Annotated in this window: 12 protein-coding genes; 3 read left to right on the plus strand and 9 right to left on the minus strand. The window is 60.8% G+C overall.

What is annotated here, in order from left to right:
- Nucleotides 1-199: 199 nt before the first annotated feature.
- The 9 genes from BM059_RS25105 to BM059_RS19875 form a co-directional block, all read right to left on the minus strand.
- Nucleotides 200-2,374 (minus strand): autotransporter outer membrane beta-barrel domain-containing protein, encoded by a 2,175-nt coding sequence (locus tag BM059_RS25105; RefSeq protein ID WP_167364590.1) that lies wholly within the window; start codon nucleotides 2,372-2,374, stop codon nucleotides 200-202.
- 644 nt (nucleotides 2,375-3,018) lie between these two features.
- A complete protein-coding gene (locus BM059_RS19840; RefSeq protein ID WP_074941054.1) occupies nucleotides 3,019-3,921 on the minus strand; it encodes a metal ABC transporter solute-binding protein, Zn/Mn family in 903 nt (300 codons plus the stop codon).
- Complete coding sequence (locus tag BM059_RS19845; protein WP_037005093.1) at nucleotides 3,918-4,823, minus strand: metal ABC transporter permease; 906 nt, start codon at nucleotides 4,821-4,823, stop codon at nucleotides 3,918-3,920. Before BM059_RS19845 ends, BM059_RS19840 begins: the two co-directional genes overlap by 4 nt.
- Complete coding sequence (locus BM059_RS19850) at nucleotides 4,820-5,578, minus strand: metal ABC transporter ATP-binding protein (RefSeq protein ID WP_074941055.1); 759 nt, start codon at nucleotides 5,576-5,578, stop codon at nucleotides 4,820-4,822. The genes BM059_RS19845 and BM059_RS19850 overlap by 4 nt, the downstream gene beginning before the upstream one ends.
- Entirely contained in the window at nucleotides 5,575-6,510 is a 936-nt protein-coding gene (locus tag BM059_RS19855) for a metal ABC transporter substrate-binding protein (RefSeq protein WP_074941056.1), read from the minus strand. Before BM059_RS19855 ends, BM059_RS19850 begins: the two co-directional genes overlap by 4 nt.
- Nucleotides 6,511-6,524: 14 nt before the next feature.
- On the minus strand, nucleotides 6,525-7,091 hold the full coding sequence (locus tag BM059_RS19860; protein ID WP_037005083.1) for a DUF6162 family protein: 567 nt from the start codon (nucleotides 7,089-7,091) through the stop codon (nucleotides 6,525-6,527).
- Nucleotides 7,088-7,408 carry a hypothetical protein gene (locus BM059_RS19865; RefSeq protein WP_074941057.1) on the minus strand — a complete coding sequence of 107 codons (321 nt, stop codon included), beginning with the start codon at nucleotides 7,406-7,408 and terminating at the stop codon, nucleotides 7,088-7,090. Before BM059_RS19865 ends, BM059_RS19860 begins: the two co-directional genes overlap by 4 nt.
- Entirely contained in the window at nucleotides 7,405-7,944 is a 540-nt protein-coding gene (locus BM059_RS19870; RefSeq protein ID WP_074941058.1) for a thiamine pyrophosphate-binding protein, read from the minus strand. The genes BM059_RS19865 and BM059_RS19870 overlap by 4 nt, the downstream gene beginning before the upstream one ends.
- A complete protein-coding gene (locus BM059_RS19875) occupies nucleotides 7,941-9,143 on the minus strand; it encodes a PepSY-associated TM helix domain-containing protein (RefSeq protein WP_074941059.1) in 1,203 nt (400 codons plus the stop codon). Before BM059_RS19875 ends, BM059_RS19870 begins: the two co-directional genes overlap by 4 nt.
- Nucleotides 9,144-9,578: 435 nt before the next feature.
- Between BM059_RS19875 and BM059_RS19880 the strand changes: the two genes are divergently transcribed.
- The 3 genes from BM059_RS19880 to BM059_RS19890 all read left to right on the plus strand — a co-directional run bounded on the left by BM059_RS19880 (nucleotide 9,579) and on the right by BM059_RS19890 (nucleotide 13,597).
- A complete protein-coding gene (locus tag BM059_RS19880) occupies nucleotides 9,579-10,082 on the plus strand; it encodes a sigma-70 family RNA polymerase sigma factor (RefSeq protein ID WP_037005072.1) in 504 nt (167 codons plus the stop codon).
- Nucleotides 10,079-11,002, plus strand: coding sequence for a FecR domain-containing protein (locus BM059_RS19885; RefSeq protein ID WP_074941060.1), 924 nt, complete (start codon nucleotides 10,079-10,081; stop codon nucleotides 11,000-11,002). Before BM059_RS19880 ends, BM059_RS19885 begins: the two co-directional genes overlap by 4 nt.
- A gap of 198 nt (nucleotides 11,003-11,200) precedes the next feature.
- Complete coding sequence (locus BM059_RS19890) at nucleotides 11,201-13,597, plus strand: TonB-dependent siderophore receptor (RefSeq protein WP_074941061.1); 2,397 nt, start codon at nucleotides 11,201-11,203, stop codon at nucleotides 13,595-13,597.
- Nucleotides 13,598-13,696: the final 99 nt, after the last annotated feature.

Raw genomic sequence — 13,696 nt, forward strand, 5'->3', positions numbered from 1 at the left:
TCGGCAGGTACGCATGGAGCAGAACTTTATAGGTATAAGAAAATTATTTTAAATACCGAATAGGAATATTCATATGACCCACTAAGGTAGGCCGCTGTCAGTACGGAGATTTTAAGCGGCCAACCATCTCATGAGCAGGAGCCCTGCATCAGCTCCTTGTTAGGGCGGCACCAACAGAGTTGATGCCGCATTCACTTATTCAAAAACGCCAAACAGCCTTAATTGACGCTGACTGACTCAGGTAGTCAGAGCGCCCACTGGCTTCGTAGCGTATCGAGATGTCCGTTCCGTTCTCCAGGCTGTGGGTGTAACCCACACCAGCCCTGGCCAGCCAGGGACCATGGTCGATCCCGGCTGCAACGAAGCTCTGGCCTGGCGCGCCGGTATAGGTGGCTACCAGGTTATCGTCGTCGTTGATAACGTCATAGCTGACGCCAACGATGGCTTCGAGCTGTGCATTGGGGGTGAGTGCGTGGACGATACGACCATCTACACCGAGGGTCATGACCTCAACGGTACTGGCCTCGACATCAAGGCTCAGCGCTCCTGCTCCGCGTTCGGTATAAGACTCAGTCCTAAGCCGGGTGTAATCAGCACGGATCGCCGGAATGAAGGTATTGGCCTGATCCAGAACGATGGCTTTGGACAGGTTCGAGCCTACATGCAGACTCCAGCTGTCATAGCTTGCGCTGGCAGAACGATTGAGCCCCCCGAAGTCGAGGGTGCGATCACTGTCGTTGTCATTCCATCCGGCGTCGACCTGAAAGCCCAAAACCATGTCGTTGAGCGGACGACTGCCATACAGAGCGATGACGTGACTATCGATTTCGGAGTGGGTACCAGCACCACTGAGGTGGGTATTACCGTCGAGCCGGGTATTGGCATAGGCGTAGGCAATGCCAATCTGGGTTTCTCCAATATCACCTTCTACACCCGCCGCCAGTCCCCAGGTATCGGCGCTGTAACCCGAGGCGTTGTCATCGGTATCGTTCTGATCGGCTCTGGAGCCGAAGGGTCTGATCCAGACTTGCTTATTCGTCGCCACATCACCCGCGGACAAGCCGGTAGGCCTCGCAGGAGCAAAGCGACTGGCGAAAATCGAGTTGATGGTATTGAGTGCGCCCAGCGTGGCCTGAGCGCTGGCGTTGAGTGGCAAAGTCTGTGCCGCGGCGCGTGCGACGCTACGCTCATCCGGCAAGCGGCCAAGCGCGGTAACGACGTCGGCCATATCGCCAGTCGGAGCGCCCTGGACTTGGGTATCCAGGACGCTGGCCGCACCCAGGGCCGGGTAGAGACGGTTGTTAAGCGCCGAACTGTAGACGCTAGTACCGCTCGAACCGTTACCACTGGCAATGACATTGAGGTCGATGCTATTGCCGTTGATCGTGGCGTTGAAGTCGAACAATGCGGAGTTGTCCGTGACGATGAAGCTCGTCGCGTTGAGCGTGCCGGCCGTGACAACACCCGCCAGAGAGAGGTTGTTGGCCAGCGTAGGGCTACCAATGACATCGACGCCGAGGTTGCTGTTGTTGAAGTTGGCCACGCCACTGACATTCAGTCTGCCGTAGTTCGCGCTGTCGGCGACGCCAATGGTCAAGGTCTGGCTGCCACTCTGGGTGTAACTGCCTAGTTCCAGCGTGCCAGCGCTTACGGTTGTGTCGCCATCCCAAGAGTTGTTGCCAGCGATGCTGAGTATGCCCGCACCCAGTTTGGTGAAGCCACCGGTGCCGATAAGAATGCCGGACGTTTGGACGCCGACGTTATAGCCGTTGGTATCGAAGAAGGCACCGCCACCCTGAATAACAATTTCCCCGAAACTGAAGTTGGGGAAGAACTCGAACTCATTACCTCTGGCCTGCAGGATACCGCCATCCCACTGAAGCTCCCCCGTACCAACACCCTTGAAAAGGTAGGGCGTTGATAACACGCCGCGAGAGCCGCTGGTGCCGCTGATTGTCAACTGAGCGTAGCCGGTGGGATTCACTGCAAGGATCGTCGCACCACGAGCGATGATGCTTGCACCATCGTCAACCATGACGAAAGCATTCCCGTCCCAGCCAACATAGAGATCGCGATTAGTTGTCCATGTTGCGCCTGCGCCGCTAACCAATACCTCACCCTGGCTCGGATCGTTTAAGCCGATAAAAGCATCGTTATTGGTAACTGTACCGCCGCTCGTAACATTCAATCGAGCGGTAGCGTTTAGGCCAACATAAAGATCCCCGGCAGCATCAAGCCCCGTACCTGATGGCACGTTCTGGGTAACTCCATCAATGGTTGCATCTGCTACAGCAGTGCCTGTGGTTAAGGAAATACTTGTTACCAGGAATACGCTGGCACACAACCGATACGGCGCAAGTGCTCTATCTTGCACGCTCGACGGACCTGGCACGACTCGCCGCTCACTCAGGCGATTGAATACAGCTCCATGGCAACACTCCATAACACTCTCCCTGGCGACTGCTGGCGAATTGCCGCAGTTTTTATTTGAGCGCGAGATTACTCCCCATAGACCCGTAGCCGCAAGGAAACGGTACGGCAGTGCCAGCACCCTCGAACTGCTCCTCGGCAATGCATACGCAAGATGACCGCCGTCTGCTGGAGACGATGCACCACGACCTCGATCACCTGAGCGTACGTCTGAATACCGAACTCGACAGGTCGCAGCCCCTGAGAATAGGTGAACAACAGCGCTGTGCCTTCATGCCCGCCCTGTAGCTACATCCTCGGTTACTTTTCTGGATGAAAGCCGTTCGGCACGGGATGAAGAAAGCTAAAGGGGCTGCTACACGCAGCCGTAATGACCGACGTTGAGTAGCTATATAACCCACGAACACACCGAAATATCTCGATGTAATATCTGAGTTTCTAGGGATGGTCTGAGATAGTCGTCATTCCCGCGCAGACGGGAATCCAGCCCCCCGCAGTACCTGGACTCGTGCCTTCGCAGGAGTGACGGGATGGGGCTTTCTCAGCGTTTCCCTAGCCTTCCAATCCATCCGTGCAAATGAGACGTCCCTAATCTGCCTGGCGACCTGAAAGTCCATCGATCACCTGCTCTGTTGTTTCTCTGAGTGCAGTTAGAGGATCTTCAGATAGCGCATTAAAGATGAGCAGTCTCGCGCCAGCGTCCCTAGCCGCATTAACGACAGCCTCTTCCACAGGCCGATCCGTCAATACCAGACGCACATCATTGTCCTTAATTGCCAACTTGAATGACTCAAGTGACGCCTCAGCATCCGAATCGAATGACGATGGAGCCGGCACATCAATCACGTCGAGGTTGAGGCTTCTTGTCAGGTAATTTAACCCCGGCGACAAGCTGACAACGCTGAGATTATCCAACTCAGACAAGCGACTTTCGCTTGTCGCACTCAGCGCTAGCAGGCGCTGCTTGATGTTTGCCAAGTTACTCGCTATCTGTGCTGCATCCTTAGGACTCAAGCGCATCAGATCGGCAGCGATAATGTCAGCCATCCGCCCGAGGTTGTTGATGCTCAACCAGGGCCGCTCCTCCAGCACGTTTCTGCCCGCCGAACTAAGCGCGATGCCCGGCAACGCACCATCCACTGGGCGCGCCGCATCCACTTCGATAATTCGAATATTGCTACGGCGGGCCAGCGGATAGAGCGGATCATCCGGCCACAACGAACGCAACGCGATCACCGCGTCAGCGTTGCTCGCCGCCTTTTCCAGAGCGCCAGCACCACGCCCCGTGAAGAAGGAGACCTGGCGGCTGGCAGGCAGATTGGCAGGCGCCGCTCGCACGATCTGCGCCTGCGTACTTTGTAGGAGAATGGAACCGAGACCATGAGTGATCGGCAGGCTGGCGAGTACCCGCACGGGTTCACCCGCCACCGTTATCGAGACAACGAGCAGCGCACCAATGGCAGCGGCGAGATTGACGACGACTTTGTTCATCCCAGGTTCCCTTTGAGGCTCGGCAGCAGGCTGCGGGCGATAGCGGCGCCAGCGAAGACGATGCCAGCCATGATGATGATCGAAGCACCGGACGGCACCGGCAGTTCCAGGGCGATGGGCAGGAAGATGCCGATCAACGTACAGAAGGTGGCGATCAGTACCGACAGCCAGAAGAAGCCTTTCAACGACTGGCTGAGCAGCCGGGCAGCGGCAGCCGGGATCACCAGCAGCGCACCGACCAGGATGGCACCGATGACCTTCACCGCCGCCACCGTGACCAGCGCCACCAGCATGACGAACAGGTAGTCCAGGGGCCCCACCGCAACGCCGCGCACGCTGGCCAGTTGCGGGTTGAAGCTGGCGAGCATGAAGCGGTTGTACATCGGAATGGTCAGGGCCATCACCAGCAGCGAGACCAGGGTCAGCACAGCGAGGTCCTGGGCATTGACCGTCAGCACCGAGCCGAACAGCACGTTCTCCAGGATATGGACATTGATACGCCCGGCCAGCACCAGCAGCAGGCTGGCGCCCACTGCCAGCGACACGGAAAGGAACACGCCGATCAGGGTATCCGGCGACAATCCCGTGCGGTTGCGCAGGTAATTGAGCAGCAGACCGAACAGCAGGCAGTAACCGAACAGGCTGCCGTAGGGACCCGTGTAGGGCTCACCGAGCAGGATGCCGATAGCGACACCCGTCAGTGCCGCATGGCCGACCGCCTCGGAGAAGAAGGCGAACCGTTTGACCACCACCAGGGTACCAAGGCCGCCGAGCACCGGGCCGATCAGCAAGCCGGCGAACAGGGCATTGACCACGAAACCATAGGCCAAAGCCTCGGGCAGATAGCCGGCACCGGCCCAGCCCTGGATCAGTTGGCGCAGTTGCTCGAAGAGCGCGCTCATACGCCGCCCTCCCCGCCAGCCTGCGGATGGCTGGAAAACAGTCGCAGCAACCTTTCCGGCTGCAGCGCTACCTGCGGCGCGTCGTCGAACAGCACGCGGCGACTCAGGCCAGTGACGCGATCGGCCAGCCGCCCTACCGCTTGCAGATCATGCTCGACCCAGAGCACGGTCACACCCGACCGGCGCCAGTCGCCCAGCAATCGTTCGAATACCTGCATGCCGGGCTCATCCAGGGCGGCCATGGGCTCATCGAGAATCAGCAGTTGCGCTGCAGGCACCAAACCCTGGGCCAGCAACACGCGCTGGCGCTCGCCGCCGGACAATGCGCCCATACGCCGCTTGCGCTTGCCCAGCATGCCCACGCGAGCCAGTGCCTCTTCGATGGCCGGGGCATGGCGCCGTGACAGCCCGAGAAAGGCCGGCCGCACCTGGCACATGGCGGCCATGAAATCGTCCACCGTCATCGGCAAACCACGATCGAACTCCAGCGCCTGAGGTACGTAGCCGATGACACCCGGCGTATCCGGCCAGTCCAGGGTCAGTTCGCCACGATGTGGCATCTGCCCGAGCAGGGTCTTGATCAGCGAACTCTTGCCGCCGCCGTTAGGGCCGACCAACGCGTGTACGCTGCCGGCACGCACCTGAAAGGAAATCCGATCGAGGATGCGGGTGCGGCCAAGTTCGAGACTGACGTCGGCGAAGTCGATGGAGGGACCGGTAGCGGTCACAGCAGGCAAGGCTTCAGCGACAGTCATGCACCATTCTCCTGGATGGCGCGCACCACGGTATCGAGGTTGCGGGTCATCTCCTCCTCGTACTTGCGCGGGGTGTACTCGCCGTAGGAAATGTGCGTGAGCGGATACAGGCGAACACCGGACTCACGCTGGATGGTCTCGACGTAGGTCGAGGGGAAATCCATCTCCGAGAAGATCACCTGCACGTCCAGCTCCCTGAGCTGATCGATGGTCTTCTTCAACTGGCTCGGGCTGGGCTCGATGCCGTGCGCAGGCTCGACCACCGCCGTCACTTCCAGGCCGAACTCACGCAGCAGGTAATCGTAGGCGCCATGGATGGTCGCCACGCGCAACTCGGCGCCCTTCTCCTGGCTGAGCTGTCCCAGCGCCTGGGCACGCAACGTGCGCAGGCGTTTGCCGTAGGCACGCGCATTCTGCCGATAGGCTTTGGCATTATCCGGATCGAGCTTGCCCAATTCCCTGGCGATGGTATTGACCTGCGCGATGGACGCGCTGATCGACAGGAAAGTATGCGGGTTGACCACCTTGCCAGCGCCGCGCGCCGCCTGGCCGGTAGCCGCGAGTAGAGGCACGCCAGCATTGGCCTCGATCAACGCCACGTCCGGTTTCTCGCTGGCAGCGATCATGCGTTCGGCGAAGTCGTCGTGGCCCACGCCATTGAGCACCACCACATCCAGGCCACCAATGCGCTTGATGTCCTCGGCACGCGGCTCGTAGGCATGCGGATTGAAGCCGGCAGGAATCAGCGGCACCACCTCGGCCTTGTCGCCGACGATGTTGCTGACGTAGCTGTAATAGGGATGCAGGGTGATGCCGATGCGTAGGCGCTTGCCCTCGGCAGCATTGACCAGGCAAGGCAGCACTGCTGCGCCAAGACAGATAAGGGCGGCAGCCAGCAGGCGGCGGCGCAATGGGGAGCGATGAAGGGTCATGAGCAAATCCAGAGTCAGTGGCGGTGTTGCCGGGTAACGCCGGCATCGAACTGGCTGGCGACTTGGCGCCAACCTGTGTCAGCCAGCACCTGCTCACGCAGATCGTTGGGGGCCTCGGCCTGGGCGGCACGATTGAGCCAGACGCTGGCGTTGTCACCGTCGAGGCGCAGCAGGAAGGAGCCCGCCACCGCCTCGGCCGCGCTGCGACCGAAGTAGGCGACATGGGTATCGGTCTGCAGAAGCTGCCAGGCATGGCCACCACGATTGGCAGCGCTGGCATCGGCGATGAAGGGCGGGAAGCCCTCCTCTGCCAGGAACTGCGGTTCGGGCAGTGCCTGTGCCTCTTCCCGGTACAGATGAATCTCGTCGAGGGCCACCAGCAGATCGGTGTGAATACCCTGCTCGGCAGCGTTCAGGTCGCGGCGCGCGTCGAACTGATCGGCGGCTATCGCGACGCTCTGCTCGGGTTCGGCTCGCCATACCACCACTGCACCCGCCAGCAGCACGATGGCCAGGGCGAGCAGGAACACATAAAGCGTTTCATGCCCCGCGCCGGCGGGGCGTATCACCTGAACGCTCATGGGGCTTCGATATCCGCGTGATCGATTTCCACCACATGGCCGGGGCCTGCGTCGAACAGCACGTAGAACTCAGCGTCCGGGCGTTTGAAGCTCAACCGTGAGTCGCCGTCGAGCTTGCCGGCCACGAGGATTTCTTCGTCGTAGCCAATCACATCGAGGGTCACGCCGGGCGCGCCGCTGCCATCGGAGAAACCGCCGACACAAAGGATTTCCTCCTCGCCGTGCGGTTCGCACTCACAGATCGGGTTGTGGGCCATGGCCACTGAGCACAGGGTGCTGGCGCCGATCAGCAGCGACAGTCGATACAGGTTGTTCATGGCTTGCCTCCTTGTCGATTGAGCCAGATGAGAGTTGCGGGCGAGGCCTGGGCGAGCGGGATGGATGCCTGATGCATCGAGCCATCCCAGCCCTCCATGGTGATCCAGAGTTCGGCGTCGGCCTTGGTACGCGCCGGGATCGGTACGCTGGCGCCCATGCGGTAAGGGCTACCGAAGAAGATCGCGCCGGCGGCACGCAGGCTGCGCGGCTTGCCGATACGCAGGTAAGTGGCCTTGACCTCGTTGATGCAGGCCGCACACAGCGCCGCGTTGAAACTCTTCATGTAACCGGCAGGCCCTTCCAGGCGCGGCGGCTCTTCGAACAGCTCGGCCAGGCGCAGGCTCCAGGGGCCAACCTGCACCTCGCCCGCCTCCCGCTCGCCCAGGCCACTATCGTCACGAAACAGCGCGACCTGGTGGAAATACTTGGGCATGAAGGCCAGCGGGATGATCACCAGCAGGATGTTCAGATGGAAACGCCATTTGTGCCAGAAACGGCCCAACGTAGTGGTTGGCATGGTCGCGGCCTTGCTCATGGCTGCCCCTCCGTGACTTCATCGAGGCGGATCGGTACCGATTTAGGCTCGCGAACCGTGCGTGGCTTGCGCTTGGCCAGGGCGGCAGTGGCCTGCACGGTGCGCTTGCTCCAGATCAGCAAGCCGCTGAGCACCATCATGCTCAGCAGCAGGCCGAAGACGAACCACACCAACTTGAGCCACAGCCCACCGAAGTCGCCGGTATGCAGAGGGCGCATCGACTCGGTGACGAACTCCAGGGCAGAACGATCCGACAGCAGTCGGGTTTGATCGACATGGCCGTTATAGGGATTGACCGAAGCCCCCTGAAACATCAACGGATACCAGCCGCGCCCCCACACGGAAATGTGGCTGTATGAGTTACCCGGCAAGCCAATGAAGCTGGCCTCCAACCCCGGAATACTCGTACCGGCTATTTCGATGGCTTGATCGACGTCGATACGCGGCACACTGGCGCCCGGCGCGACCAGAGGTACCTCGTCGCGCGCCACCACAGGCGGTATACCTTCAGTGGAGATGGAGATATGGTTATCGGAAAGCAGCGCCTGGATCAGAAACCACACACCAGTGATGGAGATGACGGCGATGAACCAGATCGACCAGATGCCCGACAGTCGGTGGAAATCCCCCCAGAAGATGCGCGCCCCCTGATTGAGGCGCAGCGTCGGCCTCAGAAAGCCTCTCCAGAATTTCTTGTAAACCACCAGGCCAGTGATCAGCGAAGCCAGCATTGGCAGGCCCATCAGCGACACCAAATACCAGCCCCAGCTGAAGCCATTTGTAAAAGGCACCAGCCACCAACCATGCAAGGCACGGGTGAACTGACGGAAATCGAACTGCGGACTGACGCCCTGGATGGTACCGGTATAGGGATTCACGTAGAGCGTCGGCGAAGTGCCATCTGGATAGCTGACCCTTGCCGTCAGTGCGAAATGATCTTCCTGTGGCCGACTGATCGACTGAACGATGGTTTCCGGTTCGGCACGGTTGATTTCCTCCAGTATCTGAGCAAAAGAAAGACGCTTGGCATTGTCCGAGGGTTTACTGGCACGAACATCCGGATTGGCCAGCCAGACGATTTCCTGGCTAATCGTGGCCAGCGTGCCGGTCACACAAATGATCAGCAGGAAAAACCAGACCGGCATGGCCAGCCAGCTATGGACGAGGAACCAGATTCTGGAGCGGGACTTTTTGGACATCGGCAAACCAGGAGTAAATGCCATGCGGGCGATGGCAAGGGTGCATGAGGCGCAAATTGCGTATTCATCTCAATAGGACGGATGAGATGTGAAATACCTGCAGGTGCAGATGAAAAAAATTTTTATTCAGCGCCAATGCCTGAGGTGGCTTCGCGCAAAGAGAGTGGTATTCATAGCGACCGAGCTCACCGAGACCTGCTTAGCCCAGGGTCAGCATGTACACAGCCAGGGATCAACCTCGAACTGCTCATAGCTGTATGTCAGCAACGCCCCGCTCTGATTCGAAAGCTGGCTCACCTGACATGTTTGGGATAGGTAGAGCCGCAACGCATCGACATCACCTCGCTACAACACATCGCCCATTTCCAACCCCCTCCCATCTCCGTACAATCGCGAAGAATTCACATTTGCACACTTGTATCAACGGAGGGCGGGATGTCCACGGCATCCAGCAACACAGATCTGCACAGGCTCTACTGCGACCACCACGGCTGGTTACAGGGCTGGTTGCGCCAGCGCCTGAACAACTCCGCCGATGCCGCCGACCTGGCCCAGGACACCTTCGTCCGCGTGCTGCTAGCGCGCACCGCCGACAGTCTGCGTGAGCCGAGGCAATATCTGGCAACGGTTGCCAGAGGGCTGGTGATCGATCTCTATCGGCGCCGTTCGCTGGAGCAGGCCTATCTGGAGGCGCTGGCGCTGCGCCCGGAGCAGTACGCGCCGTCGGCCGAGGAACGAGTGCTGATTCTCGATAGCCTGGAAGCCATCGACCGTATGCTAGATGGCATGGGCGAGCGCACGCGGGGCATCTTCCTCGCCGTGCAGCTCGACGGCCTGAGCTACGAGAAGGCCGCCTCGCGCATGGATGTTTCCGTGACCACCGTGCGCAAGCACCTGGCCAAAGCGTTACTGCACTGCCTGCTGCTGGAGGAGGTATGAAGGTGACTCTCGCCGAGGCGGTGGACTGGTATGTGCAACTCAAAGACAGCCAGGCCGACGCTTCTACCGAGCAGGCGTGGCAAGTCTGGCTACACGCCGATCCGCGCCATGCCGAAGCCTGGCGGCGCCTGCAGCAGTTGCAGCAACGCCTTGCCGTGGCGTCTCCGCAGCTGGCCGCCGCTACCTTGCAGGGCGCGCGTCAGGGCCGGCGGCAGGCGCTGAAGGTGCTGGGTCTGTTGCTCGGTGCCGGCGTGGTCGGCTGGCAGGGTTATCGCGCCTCGCCGCTAAGCGCCGACTATGTCACGCGGGTCGGTGAGCGTCGCCGGGTGATGCTGGCCGATGGCAGCCGCCTGGAGTTGAATACCGACACGCGGGTGGATATCCATTTCGATAGTGCTCAGCGCCTGATCCGCCTGCAGCAGGGGGAAATCCTCGTGCAGACTGGTAAGGACACGCGGCCGTTGCGGGTGCAAAGCGCCGACGGGCGTATTAGCGCGCTGGGCACGCGCTTCGCTGTGCGCCAACTGGATGGCAGCACGCGAGTCACAGTGGAAGAGCATGCGGTGGCGATCCAGCCGCGTCTTGCCGAAGCAAACGAGGTGCGTGTGGCGGCCGGTCAGACCATCGAGTTCAGTGCGCAGCGGGCCGGGGTTGTGCAGGCCGCCACCGACAATGCCTCAGCCTGGACTCAGGGCATGCTGGTGGCGGTCGACTGGCGACTGGATCGCCTGCTCGGCGAGCTATCGCGCTATCGCCACGGCCACCTGGGCTGCGCGCCGGAAGTGGCGGCCATGCACCTGTCCGGCGCCTTCCAGCTGGATGACGACGAGGCCATCTTGGCCAGCCTGCAGGACGCCCTGCCGGTAACGGTGCGGCGTCTGACTCGCTACTGGGTGCGTATCGAGAAACGCGAGGCGTAATCCGTTGTGCCGGGCTCAGCCTGGGTTACGACTGCACAGCCATAGCCACGCGGCCGAGACTTACTCGATCCAGTCGGCACAAGCTCGTAAAGGCGTAAACTTTTTAAATTTTTAGGTAACAGATTCTCATTACCTGTTCGGCTCTTCTGCACGCGCGCCACAGACGCCCGCTTTTGCCATTCGCACAGGAGCCATTCGATGTTCGTTAGTCCTTCCCTACTCGCCCGCAGCATTCGCCGGGCAGCGCTGACACTTGGCCTGTCCGGCTCACTGCTGGTCACCACCAGCGCCTGGGCCGAGCCGCTCAGCTACAGCATTCCCGCCGGCAGTCTGGCCGCCGCGTTGAGCCAGTTCGCAGCCGCCAGCGGCGTCACCCTCAGCTTTGGAAGCAGTGAAACCGCCAACCTCGAGAGTACCGGCTTGCATGGCGAGTACGAGGTGGAAGAAGGCTTTGCTCGGCTACTACAAGGCAGCGGCCTGAGCGTGCAGAAAGCCAGCGACAAGCGCTATGTGCTGGTACGCGCCCAGCCGAACGCAGCGCTGGAACTGAGTGCGGCGACGGTCACTGGCAATCAGTTGGGTGCCACCACCGAGGATACCGGGAGTTACACCTCCGGCTCGGCCAGCACCGCCACCGGCCTCAACCTGTCGATGCGCGAAACGCCGCAGGCGGTCAGTGTGGTGACCCGTCAACAGATCGAAGACCAAAACCTCACCGATATCACTCAGGTACTCGAGCAGACCCCTGGGGTGGTAGCCAATAACATGGGGCCCGCCGGCAGTGACGCTAACCATATCTACGTGCGCGGCCTGGAGATCGACAACATTCAGGTCGATGGCATCAGTCGTCCCAGCACCTATGGTTTCAACGACGATCTAGCCGACATGGCCATCTACGACCGCGTCGAAGTGGTGCGCGGCGCTACCGGCCTGATGTCTGGCACTGGCGACCCCAGCGCAACGGTAAACCTGATCCGCAAGAAGCCGACCTACGAGACGCAGCGCAAACTGACCGTACAGGCGGGTAGCTGGGACAACTACCGCAGCGAGCTGGACGTGTCCGGCAAGCTCTCGGACAGCGGCCACGTACGCGGTCGGGTGGTGGCGGCAAAGACCGACAGCAAAAGCCATATCGACCGCCAGTCGCTGGAAAAGCAGGTGGCCTACGGCGTGCTGGAGTGGGACATCAGCGATGCCACGATGCTCACCGTCGGCGCCGAGTATCAGGATCTGGACAACGACGGTGCCGGCAACCACGGCTTCCCGATGTACAACAGTGACGGCAGCCACTTCAAACCGTCGCGCTCGTTCAACTCGGGTGCCGACTGGAGCTACCACAAGCGCGAGACCCGTACACTGTTCACCACCCTGGAACACGCGCTGGGCAACGGCTGGCAGCTCAAGTTCAACGCCGAGCACAGCCGCCGTAGCTACGACGACGCCTTCGCCACGGCCGCCAATGGCCGGGTCAACCCTGATGGCAGCGGCATCAGCACCTGGACCGGACGATGGGCTGGCGAGCCGCGGCAGACCTCGTTCGACTTGTCGGCCACCGGGCCCTTTGCCCTATTTGCCCGCGAGCACGAGTTGTACCTGGGCGCCAGCCATCATAAGGCCTACTACCGCAGCTACGGTTACGATCTATGGGGCTTTCAGACCATCGACAACATTCATACCTGGGATGGCTCGCTGCCAATTCCTGACATCGTGCGTGACAAATACTCGCAGGATGCGCTGGACGAGACCCAGCTAGGCCTGGTCGCGGCGGCGCGCTGGAGCCTCACCGATGACCTCTCGCTGATCACCGGCGCGCGGGTCATAGACTGGCAGCGCGACACGTCCTCGCGCACGCTGGCCACGGGAGCAGTCTCCCGCTCCAAGGAACAGGAGAACGGCATCGTCACCCCTTATGTCGGCCTGATCTATGACCTCGATGAGCACTGGTCGGCATACGCCAGCTACACCACCATTTTCAATCCGCAGAACCGGCAGCAAGCCGATGGCAGCTACCTTGAGCCCAAGGAGGGCAAGAACTACGAACTGGGCCTCAAGGGCGAGTTCTGGGACAAGCGCCTGACCGCCGGCCTGAGCGTATTCGAGGTGCAACAGGACAACCTGCCGGTTGCTGACCCCAACAACCCCGGCTATTCGATCCCCGAGTCGGGTACCAAGACCCGTGGTTTCGAGGTGGAAATGGCCGGCGAGCTGCTGCCGGACTGGCAGGTTTCGGCCAGCTACAGTTATGCGGTGATTCAGGATTCGGACGACAAGCGCCTGCTTACAGAAGTGCCGCGCGATACCCTCAAGCTGTTCACCAGCTATCGTTTGCGTGCGCTGCCGCAGCTCAAGGTTGGCGGCGGTGTGCGCTGGCAAGGTGAGGAGTACTACAAGCGCTCCGGGCCGAACAACGAGACGTTCCGCCAGGGTGACTACGCGGTGGTCGACCTGATGGCGCAGTATGCCTTCACCCCTGAAACCAGCGTCTCGCTGAACCTCAACAACGCCTTTGACGAGCATTACTACAGCGCCATCGGCGCGCGCGGCTGGTACGGCACCCCGCGTAGCCTGACAGCAACGCTGGCGCAGGCATTCTAAGAGTCGTTGGTAGCCACTTGCGGAGTAAGCGATACAGCAGCAAGAACCACCAATGCGTCGGCTACAGACACAGTCTGTAGCCGACGCAGCAACGTCCAT

It is taken from the genome of Ectopseudomonas composti (assembly GCF_900115475.1).
Lineage (GTDB): Bacteria > Pseudomonadota > Gammaproteobacteria > Pseudomonadales > Pseudomonadaceae > Aquipseudomonas > Aquipseudomonas composti.